General features: G+C 71.2%; 14 protein-coding genes. 4 read left to right on the top strand and 10 right to left on the bottom strand.

Going from position 1 to position 17,109, the window contains the following annotated elements:
• The first annotated feature begins 58 nt into the window (after positions 1-58).
• Complete coding sequence (locus QM638_RS08540) at positions 59-1,237, top strand: endonuclease/exonuclease/phosphatase family protein (protein ID WP_415141533.1); 1,179 nt, start codon at positions 59-61, stop codon at positions 1,235-1,237.
• Here the strand turns inward: QM638_RS08540 and manA are convergent.
• Positions 1,227-2,387 carry a mannose-6-phosphate isomerase, class I gene (gene manA / locus QM638_RS08535; protein WP_415141532.1) on the bottom strand — a complete coding sequence of 387 codons (1,161 nt, stop codon included), beginning with the start codon at positions 2,385-2,387 and terminating at the stop codon, positions 1,227-1,229. The genes QM638_RS08540 and manA overlap by 11 nt on opposite strands.
• A 65-nt stretch (positions 2,388-2,452) precedes the next feature.
• Here manA and QM638_RS08530 point away from each other — a divergent pair, with 65 nt between their 5' ends.
• Positions 2,453-3,040, top strand: a complete 588-nt coding sequence (locus QM638_RS08530; RefSeq protein WP_415141531.1) for a uracil-DNA glycosylase family protein — start codon at positions 2,453-2,455, stop codon at positions 3,038-3,040.
• A 28-nt stretch (positions 3,041-3,068) separates the two neighbouring features.
• Here QM638_RS08530 and pruA read toward each other — a convergent pair whose 3' ends face one another.
• Both pruA and QM638_RS08520 read right to left on the bottom strand, forming a co-directional pair.
• The gene (gene pruA, locus QM638_RS08525) at positions 3,069-4,712 is read right to left on the bottom strand and encodes an L-glutamate gamma-semialdehyde dehydrogenase (RefSeq protein WP_415141530.1); all 1,644 of its coding nucleotides are present in this window, start codon (positions 4,710-4,712) and stop codon (positions 3,069-3,071) included.
• Between the two features lie 26 nt (positions 4,713-4,738).
• Positions 4,739-5,677 (bottom strand): proline dehydrogenase family protein, encoded by a 939-nt coding sequence (locus tag QM638_RS08520; protein WP_415141529.1) that lies wholly within the window; start codon positions 5,675-5,677, stop codon positions 4,739-4,741.
• An 82-nt stretch (positions 5,678-5,759) separates the two neighbouring features.
• Between QM638_RS08520 and QM638_RS08515 the strand changes: the two genes are divergently transcribed.
• Together QM638_RS08515 and QM638_RS08510 are read left to right on the top strand one after the other, a co-directional pair.
• Entirely contained in the window at positions 5,760-6,953 is a 1,194-nt protein-coding gene (locus QM638_RS08515) for a helix-turn-helix domain-containing protein (RefSeq protein ID WP_415141528.1), read from the top strand.
• A gap of 12 nt (positions 6,954-6,965) precedes the next feature.
• Positions 6,966-7,649 (top strand): TetR/AcrR family transcriptional regulator, encoded by a 684-nt coding sequence (locus tag QM638_RS08510; RefSeq protein WP_415141527.1) that lies wholly within the window; start codon positions 6,966-6,968, stop codon positions 7,647-7,649.
• Between the two features lie 58 nt (positions 7,650-7,707).
• Here QM638_RS08510 and QM638_RS08505 read toward each other — a convergent pair whose 3' ends face one another.
• The 7 genes from QM638_RS08505 to QM638_RS08475 all read right to left on the bottom strand — a co-directional run.
• A complete protein-coding gene (locus QM638_RS08505; RefSeq protein WP_415141526.1) occupies positions 7,708-10,701 on the bottom strand; it encodes a glycosyl hydrolase in 2,994 nt (997 codons plus the stop codon).
• Positions 10,702-10,923: 222 nt separating this feature from the next.
• Positions 10,924-11,379 carry a universal stress protein gene (locus QM638_RS08500; RefSeq protein WP_415141525.1) on the bottom strand — a complete coding sequence of 152 codons (456 nt, stop codon included), beginning with the start codon at positions 11,377-11,379 and terminating at the stop codon, positions 10,924-10,926.
• A gap of 61 nt (positions 11,380-11,440) precedes the next feature.
• Positions 11,441-12,712 (bottom strand): DUF3500 domain-containing protein, encoded by a 1,272-nt coding sequence (locus tag QM638_RS08495; protein ID WP_415141524.1) that lies wholly within the window; start codon positions 12,710-12,712, stop codon positions 11,441-11,443.
• A 323-nt stretch (positions 12,713-13,035) separates the two neighbouring features.
• Positions 13,036-14,061 carry an aldo/keto reductase gene (locus tag QM638_RS08490; RefSeq protein WP_415141561.1) on the bottom strand — a complete coding sequence of 342 codons (1,026 nt, stop codon included), beginning with the start codon at positions 14,059-14,061 and terminating at the stop codon, positions 13,036-13,038.
• A 58-nt stretch (positions 14,062-14,119) separates the two neighbouring features.
• On the bottom strand, positions 14,120-15,490 hold the full coding sequence (locus tag QM638_RS08485; RefSeq protein ID WP_415141523.1) for an LLM class flavin-dependent oxidoreductase: 1,371 nt from the start codon (positions 15,488-15,490) through the stop codon (positions 14,120-14,122).
• A 48-nt stretch (positions 15,491-15,538) separates the two neighbouring features.
• Positions 15,539-16,333 carry an ABC transporter ATP-binding protein gene (locus QM638_RS08480; RefSeq protein WP_415141522.1) on the bottom strand — a complete coding sequence of 265 codons (795 nt, stop codon included), beginning with the start codon at positions 16,331-16,333 and terminating at the stop codon, positions 15,539-15,541.
• Positions 16,309-17,109 (bottom strand): ABC transporter permease (locus tag QM638_RS08475; RefSeq protein WP_415141521.1); only part of this gene is annotated, 801 nt, incomplete at its 5' end. The genes QM638_RS08480 and QM638_RS08475, both read right to left, overlap by 25 nt.

Genomic DNA, 17,109 nt, shown 5'->3' with positions numbered 1-17,109 from the left:
CGCGTTGCCGTCCCGGGGACGGTTGGCGATCCGACGCCGATGCGTCAATAATGCATGCGTGCTTCGCCGTCGTTCTCGCTCGCCCGGACGCCGGCGAGCGGTGCCGGCGCGACGACGCGCGACGACCTCGCGCCGCGGGGCGAAGGTCGCCTCGATCGCCTCGATCGGGCTCGCGCTCGCCGCGCTGACCGCCATCGGAGGATCGGGCGCCTCGGTGCCCCGGGCAAGCGCGCCGACGACGCAGCAGCAGGTCGTGACCTCCGGTGCGGGCATCTCGTTCCGGCCCAGCGAGACGACGCGCTCCTCGAGCCGGCTCGCCACGCTGCGCGGGTCTCGGCTCGACGCCCCCACCGACAGCGGGTCGAAGAAGCCGCAGAAGGTGGTCTCGGGCGGGACGTTCAAGCGGATGACGAAGTCGCAGCTGGAGAAGCTGCGCACCCAGGCCGAGGCGACCGCCAACGACGGCGCACTCGGGTCGGTGGCGATCGCGGAGGCGAACATCCCGCGTCGATCCGGCATCGGCGGATACGACACCGGCATCCACCAGCTGCTCTCCTCCTCCCCGGACTTCGTGATGCTCAACGAGGTGTGGGCGCTCAGCGACTCCCAGATCACCGCGCCGGCGGCGGGGTACTCGGTGTATCGACCGCCGTCGGGCGGTCGCGGCGGGATCAGCCAGCTGATGGACACCGCGGTGCTCTACAAGTCCGCCGACTGGACGGTCGTCGACGGCGGCCGGGTGCAACTGGTCAGCAACGACCGGGTCGGCTATCAGGGTCACACCGAGAACTGGGACCGGTTCGCCACCTGGGTCACCCTGAAGAACAACGACTCCGGCGGAGTCGTCTCGGTGATCTCGGTGCACAACATGACGAACCCGGCCAAGTACGGACCCAACAAGGGTCTGCGGCAGGCCAAGTACGGCCGCGGCATGGACATCCTGGTGAACCTGGTCAAGGGCCTGGAGGACCAGGGCCCGGTCTTCACCGGCGGCGACTTCAACGTGCACACCAACCAGAACCAGGGCTGGACCGCCACCAGCAACATGCGCGCCGCCGGCTACAGCTACTACAACCACAGCGTCGACTACATCTTCTACCCGTCCTCCGACGGGGTGAGCGTGAGCGGCACCTGCCGCTACACCCACGGCAACCACGTCTCCGACCACGACTTCCTGGCGGCGCGGTTCGTGATCCCGAACGACGAGGGCGTGGAGCCGAAGGCCTTCAGCTGCTGACCGGCGGGCGCGGACGCACGCCGGTCGCGGCGAGATAGAGGCGTCCCCGGCCGGTCAGTCCGACCGCGTCGGGTCCGGCGACCAGGGCGGCCTGACCCCGGCCGATCTCCAGGCGCTCGCCGCCGGCGTCGGCGGTGAACCCGCCGTCGAGCACCAGCAGCACCGCCGCCGAGGTGGTGGTCAGCTCGATGGGTCCGGACACCTCGACCAGCTCGAAGTCGACGTCACGGCCGGCCGGGTGCCGCCGGGGCCGGTAGCTGCGGGCGTTCGGGCCCAGACGGTACGGCGTGAGGGGTTGAGGCGGCCCGGACCGCAGATCGAGGATCGCGAGCAGCTCGGCCCGGTCGACGTGCTTGGCGGTCAGCCCGCCGCGCAGCACGTTGTCGCTCGGGCCCATCAGCTCGACACCGACCCCGCGCAGATAGGTGTGGATGTTGCCGGCCGGCAGGTAGAGCGCCTCGCCGGCGGCGAGGACGACGTGGTTGAGCAGCAGCGCCACCGCCACGCCGGGGTCGCCCGGGTAGGCCGCGCGCAGTCGGTCGAGCAGGGCCGATCGACCGGCCGGCAGTTCGTCGAGCATCTCGGTGATCTCCCCCGAACCGGAGAGCAACCAGGCCAGGCACGCCCGCAGCCCGTCGGCGGCCAACAGCTCCCGCCATCTGCCCAGACCGCCGCGACCCGCCGCCTGCGGTGCCAGCGCGTCGAGCGTCGCCAGGCTCTCGGCCACCTCGCGGAAGCCGCACAGCGCCTCGAAGCCGTCCCGTGCCGCCACGATGAGCTCGGGCTTGGCGCGCGGGTCCGGGTAGTTGCGACCCGGGTCGTCGACCGGTATCCCGGCCGCGTCCTCCCGCGCGAACCCCGCCGCCGCCTGGGCGGCCGTCGGGTGCGCCTGCAGCGACAGCGGCCGGTCCGCGGCGAGGACCTTGAGCAGGAACGGCAGCGGCCGGTCGGCGTACTCCTCCCAGGCGGCGAGATCGGGCCACGGCGCCGGTCCGAGGACCCGGCTGGGCGAGCCGGGGTGGCTGCCCAGCCAGAGCTCCGCCTCGACCGCACCGGTGCGGGGCCTGCCGAGCAGGTCGGCGATCCCGTCGGTCACCCCCCAGGGGTAGGGGCGCGGCGTGTTGTCGATCCGAAGGAGCTTGTCCGGCACGACTCCATCCTCGCCGATCCCATCGTTCCGCCGGCGTCCGGCCGGCATCGTCTAGCCTCACGCTCATGGGTGCAGCGGAGCTGAGCGCGATCCGCGAGGAGATCCGGACGGATCCGGAGAACGCCACCGCGCGAGCGGCCGGCTATGAGCCGTTGTACGTCGCCGAGCCGGCGGCCCGGATCGCCGTGATCGGTCAGGCGCCGGGCCGCAAGGCGCAGGAGTCGGGGATCGCGTGGGGAGATGCCAGCGGCGTACGACTGAGGGAGTGGCTCGGCGTGGACGAGCCGACCTTCCGCGACCCGGACCTGTTCGCCCTGCTCCCGATGGACTTCTACTTCCCGGGCAAGGGCGTCCACGGCGACCTGCCGCCGCGTCGCGGCTTCGCCGAGCGCTGGCATCCGCGGATCCTGGCGCAGCTGCCGCACGTCGAGTTCACCCTGTTGATCGGCAGCTACGCCCAGCGCCACTACCTCGAGACCCGCGACAACCTCACCACCACCGTGCAGCGCTTCCGCGACTTCCTCCCCGACCGGATGCCGCTGGTGCACCCCTCGCCGCTGAACTTCCGCTGGCTGGCGAGGAACCCCTGGTTCGAGACCGACCTGCTGCCCGTGCTCCGCCGCCGGGTCACCGAGACGCTCGGCAGCGGGTAGCGGAACGCCGCCCCCGAGGCGGCCTCCGCTACTCGGCCGCCATCGAGGGGTAGAGGTGGTCGGTCGGCGGCACCAGGGTCTCCTTGATCGCCCGGGTGCTGGTCCAGCGCATCAGGTTCTGTGCCGCGCCGGCCTTGTCGTTGGTGCCCGATCCACGCGCCCCGCCGAACGGCTGCTGTCCGACCACCGCACCGGTCGGCTTGTCGTTGACGTAGAAGTTGCCGGCGGCGTAGCGCAGCGTGTCGCTGGCCCACGAGATCGCGGCACGGTCACGCGCGATGACCGACCCGGTCAGCGCGTACGACGCGGTGCCCTCGGCGACCCGCACGATCTCCTCGAACGCGCCCGGCCGGCTGTCGTCGTAGACGTGCAACGCCAGGATGGGCCCGAAGTATTCGGTGGAGAACATCTCGTCGCGCGGGTCCTCGGACCGCACGATGGTCGGCTGGACGAAGTAGCCGACGCTGTCGTCGGCGCCACCACCGGCGACCACCTCGAGGCCCGGGGTGACCGCGGCCCGCTGCAGCGCCGCGGCGTGCTTGGCGAAGGCACGGTCGTCGATCACCGCACCGGTGAAGGTGGTGAAGTCTCGCGGGTCGCCCAGCTTCAGCGCGTTGGTCTGTTCGACGAGATCCTCGCCCAGCCGCGACCACAGAGAGGCCGGGACGTAGGCCCGGGACGCGGCTGAGCACTTCTGCCCGGAGTACTCGAAGGAGCCGCGGATCAGCGCGGTGCGCAGCACGTCCACGTCGGCGCTCGGGTGGGCGATGACGAAGTCCTTGCCGCCGGTCTCCCCGACGATCCGCGGATAGGACCGGTAGCCGGCGATGTTCGACCCGACCTGACCCCACAGATGGTGGAAGGTGGGGGTCGACCCGGTGAAGTGGATGCCGGCCAGGTCAGGGTGTCCGAGGACCACCTCGGAGACCTCGATCCCGGTGCCGGGCAGCATGTTGATCACTCCGGCGGGCAGCCCCGCCTCGATCAGGAGCTCCATGGTCAGCGACGCGGCCAGCTGCTGGGTCGGCGACGGCTTCCAGATCACGGTGTTGCCCATCAGCGCCGGCGCGGTGGGCAGGTTGCCGGCGATGGCGGTGAAGTTGAACGGCGTGATCGCGTAGACGAAGCCCTCCAGCGGGCGGTGGTCGAGTCGGTTCCAGGTACCCGGGCTGTTCGCGATCGGCTGCTCGCCGAGGATCTGACGGGCGTAGTGCACGTTGAACCGCCAGAAGTCGATCAGCTCACAGGCCGAGTCGATCTCGGCCTGGAAGGCGGTCTTGCCCTGACCGAGCACGGTGGCGGCGTTGAGCCGCTGGCGCCACGGCCCGGCCAGCAGGTCCGCAGCCCGCAGGAAGACCGCGGCCCTCTCGTCGAACGGCAACGCCCGCCAGTCGGCCGCAGCCCGGGTCGCCGACTCGACCGCCCGGGTCGCCTCGGCCTGGGTGGAGTTGCGCATCACGCCGAGCACCGAGGCGTGTTCGTGCGGCTGCACCACCCGGATCTCCGCGCCCGAGCCGGGCACCCACTCCCCACCGACATAGGCGTCGAGCGCCGGTCGCTCCTTCTCCTGGGCGGCTATCGCCGCGGTCAGGGCGTCCCGCTCCGCCGTACCCGGTGCGTAGGTCAGGTTGGGCTCGTTGCTCGGAGCCGGCGGGCTGGTGACTGCATCCATGACATCCTCCAGTTCGGTGTGGGTGGTCAGCGGCGGGTGAGCGCACGCAGGAAGAAGGCGACGTTGGCGGGGCGCTCGGCGAGCCGGCGCATGAAGTAGCCGTACCAGTCGGTGCCGTAGGGGAGGTAGATCCGCATCCGGTACCCGTCGGCAACGGCCCGCTCGGCCAGGTCGGTGCGGATCCCGTAGAGCATCTGCAACTCCCAGGAGTCGGCCGACCGGCCCTGCTGACCGGCCTGCTGCCGGGCACGGGAGATCATCGCGGGGTCGTGGGTGGCGATCATCGGGTAGCAGCCGGACCGGATCAGCGCGTCCAGGTCCCGGCGGTAGGCCTCGTCGACCTCGGACTTGCGCTGGTAGGCGACCGAGGCGGGCTCGCGGTAGGCACCCTTGACCAGCCGGATGCGGGTGCCCTCGGTGGCCAGCGCGGTGATGTCGCCCGGCGTGCGCCGCAGGTTGGACTGCAGCACATTGCCGACCCACCCGTACTCCTTGCGCAGCAGCTGACCCACCTCCAGGGTGGTGTCGGCGGTGGTGTGGTCCTCCATGTCGAGGGTGACCGAGCAGCCCACCGCCGACGCCGCGGCACAGATCTCGGCCGCATGGGTCAGCGCGATCTCGGCGCCCGAGTCGGGCAGCGCCTGCCCGAGGGCGGTCAGCTTGAGCGAGACGTCCGCCCCCGCCGCGCAGCCGCCCTCGGCCAGCGCGGTCAACAGGTCGAGGTAGGAGTCCCGAGTCGCCCGGGCACCGGCGGGATCGGTGACGTGCTCACCGAGCGAGTCGAGCGTGACCAGGCGGCCGGCGCCCACCAGGCCGGTGGCCGCGGAGACGGCGTCGCCGGTCGTCTCGCCGGCCACGAACCGGCGTACGACGCCCTGGGTGATCGGCATCGTCTCCACCAGCCGCCGGACGCGTCGGCTGCGCGATGCGCGGTCGAGCGTCCCGCCGAGTGCCTCGCTGAACATGGCTCCACGGTAGAACGCGACAGCCCGGAGCGGGGATGCACAGATGTCACATCGTCGGGCCGGAGGGTGCGACGATTGTCGCATGACGGCGCTCGATGACCTGGTCGACGACATGGCTTCGCTGCTGGGCGCGCCCTGCACGTTGGAGGACACCGACTTCCGGCTGATCGCGTTCTCCGGCCAGCACCGCGACGACCCACTCGACCTGGTCCGTCAGCGCTCCATCCTGGAGCGCGGCTCGAGCCCCGAGATCCGGGACTGGTTCCTGGATCACGGCATCCGCGAGGCCACCTCCCCGGTGCGGGTCCGCGGCGACGCCGAGTTGGGCATCGTGAGTCGGCTGTGCGTGCCGGTGCGTCACCGGTCCCGGTTGCTCGGCTACTTCTGGCTGCTCGATCCCGAGGAGCGAACCGAGGCACGGAGCTGGCCGGCGGCGATGGAGATCGCGACGGCCGCCGCGGCGCTGCTCAATCTGGTCGAGGGTCGCCAGACCCGGCGGGACACCCTGTTTCGCGAGGTGACCGAGGGGGGTTCCGCCATCGCCCGGCGCTCCGCCGGCGAGCTGGCCACGGCGGCCGGGATCGGCGTCGGCGAGGAGGTGACCTGCGTGTTGGTGCGGCGACCCGGGCTGGTGGAGCAGGTGGCGAGCATGCCGACCCGGGCCGGAGTGCTGTGGGCACGCGAGGACGCCGATACCGCCACCGCGGTGGTGAGCAGGAAGGCGCTCGGCACCGACCTCTCCGCCACCGGGCTGCTCTCCGGGCTCGGCCTCGGCCGGCGGCTGCGGGAGTTGGACCGGGCCACCCTGATCGGCGTCGGGCCGCTCGTGGCCGGATTGGACGACCTCTTCACCGCCCGGTCGGGTGCGGCGGTGGCGTTGCGGGCGGCCGAGGCCCACGGTCCCGGCTCGGTGAGGCGCTGGGACGACCTCGGCGTCCTCCGACTGCTCGGCGTCGCCCGGGACGACGACCTCAGGCAGGCGGTGACAACCCCGGAGATGGCCACCTTCCTCGCCTCCGGGTCCGAGCTGGTGCGCACCGTGGCGGAGTTCCTGGACGCGGCCGGGAGCGCGTCCCTCGCCGCGGCCCGGCTCGCCACCCATCGACAGACCGTCTATCACCGGCTGCGGCAGGTCGAGCGCCTCACCGGATGCGACCTGGGCCGCGGCGAGGACCGGCTGCGACTCCATCTCGCGCTGCGCCTGGCGCCGTACGTCGGCCTCTGCCGGCCCCCCGGTCCGGCGACCGCGAGGGATCCGGCCCCAGCCGGTGGCTGACACACTGTCCCGGTGACGGGGAAGCGAGGACGGTACGCGGTCGGCAAACAGCGCATCGAGCAGATCCTCGATGCGGCCTACCAGCGTTTCGCCACCGACGGCTACGGCTCGACCTCGCTGGCGAGCATCGCGCGCGACGCCGGGCTGACCGAGGCCGGGATCCTGCACTACTTCCGCAGCAAGCCCGGCCTGTTGATCGCGGTGAGCCGCCGGCGGCTCGCCACGGTGGAGTCGTGGTGGGCCGGGCTGCCCGCCGAGCCCGACATGTTCGACATCCTCGGCCGGATGCTGCTCTCCACCAGGCGGTTGGTCGCCGACGCCGAGCTCATCGAGTTCTCCGTGCTCAACGCGGTGGAGACCGCGCGGCTGGTCCACGCCGAGGACCCCGTCGGCGAGACCGACCAGGCCCGGGCGGTCGCCGCGGTGGCGGCCGGCTTCGCGGCCTGCCAGGAGCGTGGGCAGCTGGTGGAGTCGGCGGATCCGGAGCGGCTGGCGCGACAGTGCATCGCGCTGAGCGACGGACTGCACCTGCAGTGGATCATCTGCCGACGCGGATTCGACCTGGCCGCGGTGATCCTCGATCACCTCGAGTTCGTGGCGCGCAGCACCGTGCCCGACGCGCTGCGGCCACCGGACGTCCGGGCTCGACTCGAGCAGGTGGCCGCGGCCGCGGACCGCGCGCTCCCATCGGGCTGAGCGGGCGGGGAGTCATCGGTGACTCGCGGAGGCTCCCCTGACTCCCCGCCCGTGCGGCTCAGCCCAGTCGCACCTGTCGCCACGGCGTCACCGTCACCGGCCCGATCAACCCGACACGCTGTCGGTCCTGGGAGCCGAAGAGCACCGACCGGCTGACCCGGAGCCGGTTGAGCAGCGTGCTGCCGAGAGTGACGGTGATGGTGTTGCCGCCGCGGCGAAGCGCCTGGCCGATCTCGATCGACGGAGCCAGCGCGTCCAGCCCGTCGATGGCCCTGCCGTTGACGGTGACGGTCGCGGTGCCGCCCGCGATCTCGCCGAGGTCGAGGATCGCGCCGCAGTCGCCGGCCCAGTCCGCGAGGGTGATCGTGGCGGTGTAGCGGCCGGTGCCGCCGACGTCCTCGAGTCCGTCGATCTGAGACCACGGCACCAGGTCGACCGCCCCGACGTCGATCACCCGCTTGGTGGTGGCGGTCGCCTTGGCCCCGGTCGCTCCGGGGTAGGTCGGCTCCCAGCTGACCGCCTTCAGCGACCACCCGGTCACGGTCTGCGCCGCCGGGACCGACGCGACCCGCGCACGGACCGTGCCGGCGGAGGTGACCGCGCTGTAGTCGCCGGCCTTCGCCGCCCGTACGGCGAGCCGGCCACTGCCGTCGTAGACGACGGTGCCACCGCTGGCACTGCTCGCCACCGCCGCGCGGCGGCCGATCCCACACACGTCCCGGTCGGTGAGGATCACGAACCGGGAGTCGCCGGCGGCGATCTCGACGGCGACCGAGACCGCGCCCGTGCTCGCGCGGTGCACGGCGATCGGGGTCAGCGTGCCCGACCACGGGTCGGCGAGGTAGGGCCGGCCGCTGCCCTCCAGCGCCACGGTGGTGCTCACCGCGGTCGTGCTCTGGTTGTGCAGGTAGTAGATCTGCTCGGCGTCGTTCGTCCGCCGCACCGAGAGCAGGGCGTCGCCGGCTCCGGAGACCGCCGGTCGCACCCCTGCCGCGGTCAGCGCGCTCGGCACGGCGTCCATGGAGGCGACCCGGTGGACCGAGTCGAGCCTGACCAGCCGACCGAGCGTCGCGGCCAGCGCGGCGTCCTGCGCGGCGTGCCTCGCGTATCCCGGCACGCTGGTGGGCAGGTCGCCGACCAGCACGATCACCAGCCCCCTGCGGGCGAACTCGACGAGCCGGTCGGCGACCTCGCGCAGCATGGTGTCGCCCGCGGGGACCACCAGCGCCTTGAACGCCTGTCGCGACGGCGCCAGCCGCCGGTTGCGAACGCCGACCGTCGGCAGCGTGAGGAGCCCCATCGTCAGTGGCTGGTAGCTGAACCCGGCGGCGGTCAGCGGGTCGCCGCCGACCTCGGTGTCGCTGGCATCGAAGCCCTGGTGGTAGACGGCGAGGTCGACCCGGTTGACCCCGGTCTGGAGCAGATGGTTGGTGGTCGCCATCGCCGCCGACGGGGCAGCGGAGAGCTCCCACTGCGGCTGTCGCGGGCCCCAGGCCTCGGCGAAGTTGAAGGTCGACGTCTCGCCGCCGAGCGGGGAGAAGGCGTGGAAGCCCGGCCACTGCGCGTCCGGCGCGGTGGCGTAGGGAAGTCCGTGGACGACCTGCTGGTTCACCCCGACCGCACAGTCGAAGTTGGCGGTCGCGACCAGGTCGGCGTACGTGACGGCGTAGGCCTTGTTCATGAACGCCCCGAGCTCGTTGCTCATGATGGTGCGGCCGCCGAGGTCGCGGCCGGCCGCGATGAGCCGGTAGGCGTCCGGAACGCTGCCGAAGGCGAGGCTCTCCCCCTCCGGCACGTCCGACATGGAGGCGGCGAGCCCACCGTCGATCGAGGTCCCGTAGGCCTGGTTGCGGAAGTCCATGCCGAGCGAGCGCGCCCAGCTGCGCAGGGTGGCGACCCGGTGGTCCATGAACAGCTCGCTCAGCGTCAGCTCGTAGTCCCACCGCACCCGGTCGGCGATGGTGGAGTCGTCGAAGGTGAAGACGGGCTCGTCCTGATCGTGCACCACCACCAGGAACGGTCGCAGGTCGTAGCCACGCCGGGCCCGGAACTCCGCGAGCATCGCCGGCGTCCAGTGCCGGGTGGTCTTGAGCTCGAGGGAGTCCTCGAAGAAGGAGCCACCGTTGCGACGCAGCTCGCGGCGCAGCTCGGTGGTGAGCAGATCCTGCTCCCACCACCGCGTGACGGCCCGGGCGCCGGCCTTGCTGAAGTGGTCCACGACGAACGCCTGCGGGTCGGTGTAGGCGCTGCGCTCCTTGCCGTCGAAGTAGAAGGAGTTCTGGATCTGGCAGGTGCCGCGCGACCAGGAGACGACCAGCGCCCAGGTGCCCGTCGACGGCGGCGTCCACTCCAGGGCGCCGTCGCTCACCGAGCCGGTCAGCTCCACCAGGGAGTCCTGCTCCAGCACCAGCGGGCTCGCGTCGGCCTCACCGATGACCTTCGCCGCGTGCACCGCGACCAGCACCGGAGTCGCGGTCGCATCCAGCCAGGAGAGGTACCCGGATGGCTCCGAGGTCGGCGCCGGCAGCGATCCGGAGAACGAGTCGGTGAGGGTCGTGACGGCGTAGGTCAGCTCCTTGGCCGCCCGGTCGTCGTCGGGTACGACGCCCGGCACCGTCGAGGGCCAGTGCGGCCCCACCGTGAGATCCGCCTTCACCCCACGCCTGTTGGCCTCCTGGACCGCGGCGAGCATGGCCGCCCGCCACCGCTTCGTACCCCAGCCGTAGGTGTCGGGCGGCAGGTCGGCGTACACGCTGTCGCGGACATCGCCGATCTCGAACCCGCCGAAGCCCTCGGCCGCGATGGCGGCGACCTCCTTGCGGATCTCGGCGGGCTCCACGTAGGCACCCGGCCACCAGTACCTGAACCGCGCGCCCTGGGTGCGAGCCGCACGCGGCATCGCACCCGTCGCCGCGCGGGCGGCGCCGGTCGAGGTGCCTCCCGCGGCCTGCGCGACACCGGGTGTGCCGGCGACGTACGCCCCGACCACCGCGGAGACCGCGACACCCGCTCCCAGCTGCAGGGCGTGACGGCGGCTCAGTTCATTGCTCATGGCGATCCTCCAGTCGTCGAAGGCTCACCGATATTAAAACGTTTCAAGAAGTGAGCCGCGTCACACACTAGAGCAACAGAAACCGAGTATGCAAGGTTTTCAAAGAGAAGCTTCGGCTCCGCCAGCGGCACGCCGAGGCGCCGGGCCGGGACCGAGGCTCGAGGCCTGGCTCGGCTACCGATCGCCGGTCGAGCCTGGACCCGTCCGTTGAGGTGGCCCGGGCTAGGGCACCACCGAGACCGGCCAGCGACGCATCCGCATCAACTGCACCGGGAGCGGGCCACCGGGACGCAGATACGCCGCCGCACGCGAGGAGCCGAGCACGATCAGGCCGGCCGTGGTCTCCGTGGCGACCGCCGCGAGCACCTCCTTCGGGTGACCCCGGCGCACCTCCAGGCGCGCCTCGACGGCCCACGGCGCCTGCCACAGGCTGGCCCTGAGCTCGGCCTCGACCGCGTCCTGGGCCTCCATCGCGGACGGGATGGCCGCCTCCGGGGCCACCGCGGCGTCGAGCCCGATGTGCCGGGCGAAGACGACCACCAGCTCGCTGCTCTGACGCCGGGCGAGCCCCGCCGCGTAGGCACCGGCGCGCATCGAGGAGGTCGAGCCGTCCACGCCCACCACGATGGTGCGCGGTCCGTCTCGTCCGAGCTCGAACACCGACCTCTCAGATCCCACGCAGAAGAGACTCCCAGTCGTGCGGTCGGTTGTCACCCGCAGCGGTCGGCACCGGCGGGGCTCAGTGATCGAGGGCGAGGTGGAGCGCGAGCAGCGCCTTGCCGTAGTCGTTGCCGTTCGGGGTCCGGGTGATGGAGTGGACGTGTTGCCGGGAGACGGTGTTGTCCGCGCCGTATCCCTGCCCGACCGGCCCGGGGGTCTCGCAGTCGAACTCGATGTAGATCACCGGACTCTGGATGCGGAAGTAGAAGGTGGCGTCGCTGCTGGTCTCGCCGATCCAGCAGAAGTGCGTCTCGTCGGCGTACTTCTTGACCTGCTTCATGGTGACCTTGGCATGACCGTCGTCGACGTTGCCGACGAAGAGCTCGGTCAGCGTCCACAGCTTGGCCAGCTGCTTGTCGGTGAGGTCGGAGGCCACGATGCCCTGATAGGCGACCTCGGCGTTGTCGGAGAACGCGACCGCCTTGATGTCGTCGCCGGTCTTGTCCGAGCTGATGATGGCGACCGACTGCTGGTCGTCGTCGAGCGCGGTGATCATGTCGATGGCCGCGGCGAACTCGTCGTCGAACAGGGTCAGGCCCTCGTAGTCGCTGTCGATGCCGAAGTTCGCCTTGACCGGCTCGGAGCCCATGAAGGTCGGCGTCATGACGACCTGGTCGCCGAGCACGAAGTAGTTGATCACCAGATGGTGACCGTCGATCTGCCAGCCCCAGGGCTCGGTCGCCGAGGGCTTGCCCATGATGGTGAACCAGTAGAGGCCCTCGTTGAACTGGTCGGTGTTGTCGATCAGCTCGCCGGCGTACTGGTTGAGCTTGATGATGGTCTCGGCGTTCTCGAGACCCTTCGCACTGAGACCGGCCTTCAGGATGGCCATCGCCTTGGTCTTCTGCGCGGAGGTCATGTCGGCCAGGCTCATCCCCTGACGCTGATAGCCGTCGACGTTGCTCCACAACCGGAACTCGTCCTTGGTGTAGTCCGAGGGGTTGATGGAGAACCTGACCGACGCGCGTTGCTGGGCGCTGAGACTCGCCAGCCACTCCTTGGTCGCGGCGATCACGCCGTCGGTGCTCACGCCGGTCTTCTGGATCGAGTAGAGGTCCTCGATCACGGTCCCGTCGGTGGTCAGCCCGACGAACTTGTCGGTGATGCCCTCACTGGTGCCGCCAGGAGCGGCACCGCCGGACGCTCCGCCAGACGGGGCGCCGGACGGGGCGCCGTCGGGAGGTGCCCCCTCGCCCGCCGCGGTCGTGTCGGTGTCGCTGGCGTCCGAGCCGCACGCGGCGAGCATCCCGCCGAACGCCACCGCCCCGGTGGTCGCGAACAGCCGGGTCATGAAGGCCCGGCGGCGCAGCTGCGCCGGCGAGCCCGGGTGGTGGACGCGATGCCCCGAGGCATCGCGTCGTGGCTCCTCGGTCGATGGATTCGGCGATCGCCGCGAACTCGCTGCGGTCCCGAGGTCGGATCCGTCACTGTGGGTGTCCATGACCTCACCAGACATGGCCCCGATCGCCGCGCACTGTCACCGCCCTGTCATCCTGCTGAGAAGGGCCGGGAAGGCTGAGAAGGCGGCGGCACCGCGGCCGGGTCGCGGATCCTCCGGCTCGACCGCCCGATTCGACCGCTTGATGGCGAGAGCTTGATGGCGACCGGGTGGGCTCACCCCCGCCGGCGCCGCGACGGATCGACCAGCGACGGCGGCTGATAGCCCGCGTCCCGCTCGGACAGATTGATCCCGGGCGGCACGATCTTGTCGATCGCATCGAGGACGTCGGGACTCAGCCGCAGGTCCGCGGCACCGAGCTGGGACTCGAGCTGCTCCAGCGTCCGCGGCCCGATGATCGGGGCGGTCACCGCCGGATGCCCCAGCACGAATGCCAGCGCCAGGTGGATCAGCGACAGACCGGCCTGATCGGCCAGCTCGGAGAGGGCCTCCACCGCCTCCAGCTTGGCGGCGTTCTCCGGAGCCGCGATGTCGAAGCGACTCGGCTGGCTGCCGGACCGGCTCGAGGACGGCTGCGGACCACCGGCACGGAACCTCCCGGTCAGCCATCCGCCGGCCAGCGGGCTCCACGGGATCACGGCCAGGTCGTAGCGCTGCGCCGTCGGCAGTACCTCGCGTTCGATGCCGCGGGCGAGCAGGGAGTACGGCGGCTGCTCGGCCACCGGTCGCTCGCGTCCACGTCGCTCCGCGACCCACTGCGCCTCGACGATGCCCGACGGCTCGAAGGTGGAGGTGCCGAGGTAGCGGATCTTGCCCTGATGGACCAGGTCGGAGAGGGCGCCGAGGGTCTCGTCGACGTCGGTGTCGTCCTCGGGCCGGTGCACCTGGTAGAGGTCGATCCAGTCGGTCTGCAACCGCGTCAGACTGTGCTCGACCTCCTGGAAGATCCATCTCCGCGAGTTGCCGAACCGGTTGACGCCCTCACCCATCCGGCCATGGAACTTGGTCGCCAGGAAGACGTCGTCGCGACGGCCCTTGAGGGCCTTGCCGACGATCACCTCCGACTCCCCCTGGCTGTAGACGTCGGCGGTGTCGACCAGGTTGATCCCGGCGTCGACGGCGTGCCGGATGATCCGGACGGAGTCGTCGTGATCCGGATTCCCGCGTTGGCCGAACATCATCGTGCCCAGGGCGAGCGAGCTCACCTTCACACCGGTGCGGCCGAAGGGGCGGTAGGGGATGCTCATCCGATCTGTCCTTCCTCGATGGTGGTCTCCGGGCTCGGCGACGTCACGGTCCTCATGCCGGCACGTCCGCGAGTCGCTCGACGACCGCGTCCCGGTGGGCGAACTGGTTCGCCGGTCTCGGTAGTCCATAGTGCTCGCGCAGCGTGCGGCCGGTGTAGTCGGAGCGGAAGAGCCCGCGCTCCTGCAGGAGGGGGACGACCTTCGACGCGAACGCCTCGATCCCGGACGGGAGCACCGCGGGCATGATGTTGAAGCCGTCGGCGGCCCCGGCCTCGAAGTACTCGGTGATGGTGTCGGCGATCTGCAACGGCGTCCCCGCGAAGGTGCGATGGCCCCGTCCGCCACCGAGCCTGCCGATCAGAGCCCGCACGGTCAGGTTCTCGCGGCGAGCCCAGTCGACGATGAGGGTGTAGCGGCTCTTGGCCCCCTCGACACCGTCCTCGCCGGGCAACAGGTGATACGGGAGCGGCTCATCGAGCGCGAGCCGGCCGGGTTCCAGCCGAAGGGTGCGGGCGAGTTGCGCCACGGCGTACTCGGGCGCGATCAACCGCTCCAGCTCGGCCTCGAGCTCACGCGCCTCGGCCTCGGTGTCGCCGACGACCGGCACGATCCCGGGCAGCACCACCACGTGGTCGGGGTTGCGGCCGACGGCGGCGGTACGTCGCTTGATCTCGGCGTAGAAGTCCTGGCTCTCCCGCAGGGTCGGCTGGGCGGTGAAGATGGCCTCCGCCCAGCGCGCCGCGAACTCCTTGCCGTCCTCGGAGGATCCGGCCTGGACCAGCAGCGGATAGGCCTGCGGCGAGCGCGGCACGTTCATCGGCCCGGCGACCTGGAACCGCTCGCCTCGGTGGTCGATGGCACGCACCGCCTCCGCCCGGGCGTGGATGCCGAGGGCCTTGTCCGCCACGATCGCCTCGTCGCTCCAGGAGTCCCACAGCTTGGTGGCGACCTCGAGGAACTCCGTCGCCCGCTGATAGCGCTCGCGGTGGCTGGGCTGGTCGGCCAGGCCGAAGTTGCGCGCGGCGGCCTCGCCGGCGGTGGTCACGATGTTCCACCCCGCCCTGCCCCCGGAGAGGTGGTCGAGGGAGGCGAACCGGCGCGCCAGGTTGTAGGGGTCGTTGTACGACGTGGAGGCGGTGGCGATCAGCCCGATGCGACTCGTGGTGGCCGCGAGCGCGGCCAGCAGCACGGTCGGCTCGAGCTTCCCCGACGGACGTCTGCCGGGGTTGTGCAACAGGGCCGGTGAGTCGGCCAGGAAGACCGAGTCGAACTTGGCGTCCTCGGCGATCCGCGCCAGATGCTGGTGCGCCGTCAGGGAGAGGTTGGCGTCCGGGTCCGACTCCGGGAGTCGCCAGGACGCCTCGTGATGGCCGGTGTCGTGCAGGAACAGGTTGAAGTGCAGCTGGCGGGTCGGTCTGGTCATGGCAGGGACCTCCTGGACGAGAACGTGCAGATGGGTGGGGCGGCGGGCTCAGGAGGCATGTCTGGCCTCGGGCACCCAACCGTCGGCCGGACCGCCGTCGCGCACCCCGAGCTCCTCGAGCAGCAGGTCGCGCAGTTCGGCGAACCTCGGATCGGACCGGGCCCTGCTCTCCAGCTCGACGGGCACGTCGGTGCGGACCAGTCCGCCGTCGAGCAGGATCACCCGGTCGGCCAGGACGATCGCCTCGTCCACGTCGTGGGTGACCAGCAGCACCGACGGCTCGTGCAGCTCGCAGAGCCTGCGCAGCAGATCGTGCATCCGGATCCGGGTGAGCGCGTCGAGGGCGCCGAACGGCTCGTCGGCCAGCAGCAGGGCCGGCTCGCGGACCAGTGACCGGGCCAGTGCGGCCCGCTGTTGCTGGCCACCGGAGAGCTGGTAGGGCCAGGCCCGTTCCCTGCCCTCCAGACCGACCTCCGCCAGGGCACGCCTGCCGCGGTCGGTGGCCCCCCTCCCGCTCAGGCCGAAGGTGACGTTGGGCAGCACTCGCTTCCACGGCAGTAGCCGGGAGTCCTGGAAGACCACCGACACCGACGCCGGTACGTCGATCTGACCGTAGCCCGCCACGCCCCGATCGAGGCCGGCGAGGGCACGGAGCAGGGTGCTCTTGCCGCTCCCCGAGCGACCGAGCAGGGCGACGAACTCGCCCGGAGCGATGTCCAGGTCGAGACCGTTGAGCACGCCGCCGGCCTGATTGAAGCTGCGGTGCAGGTTGCGGACACGAACCGCGCTGCCGCCTCGGTCCGCGGGCGGGGTCGCCCTCAGCCCTCCAGAGTGCGTCGCCATGTCAGAGCCTTCCTTTCGATGAGGCGGACGAGTGCGTCGGCGAGGAAGCCGAAGACCCCGTAGATGACCAGGCCCAGCACGATCACGTCGGTCTGGCCGTAGTTCTCCGCGAGCGTGATCATGTGGCCGATGCCGGCGGTGGCGTTGTACTGCTCGACCACCACCAGCCCGAGGAGCGCGGAGGTGACGGCGAACCGGAGACCCAACAGGAACCCTGGCAGTGCGCCCGGCAGGACCACGCTGGTGACGAACTGGGGGCGGCCGATGCCGATGGTCTCGGCGAGCTCGGCGTACTTGCCGTCGATCGAGCGCAGGCCGTTGTGGGTGTTGATGTAGATCGGGATCATGCTGATCAGCGCGATGGTGATCAGCTTCATCTCCTCGTTGATGCCGAACCAGGCGATGAAGAGCGGGATCAGCGCCAGGGTCGGGATCGACCGCTTGATCTGGATCGGACCGTCGATCAGCGACTCGCCGATCCGGGAGAGTCCGGAGATGACGGCGAGCACGGTGCCCGTCGCCACGCCCAGCGCCAGACCGATGGCCGCTCGGGTCAGCGAGGTGCGGATGTCACGCCACAGATCGTGATCGGTCCATTGCGTCTTGCCGGCCGCGACGACGTCCCAGGGCGAGGTGAGGATCTGCGGACTGAGGACCCCGGTGGCGGATCCGATCGCCCACAGCGCGAGCAGCACCAGCGGGCCGACCCAGAACGCGCCCCGGAAGCGCCGGCCGGGGCCGAGGCGCCGCCGCAGCGGCCGTCGGTCCGCGGTGGT

Origin of the sequence: Nocardioides sp., from assembly GCF_047606145.1 — a bacterium.
Taxonomy (GTDB): Bacteria; Actinomycetota; Actinomycetes; order Propionibacteriales; family Nocardioidaceae; genus Nocardioides.
The sequence above is the reverse complement of the archived record's forward strand: the minus strand, read 5'-3'. Positions and strand labels throughout refer to the sequence as shown.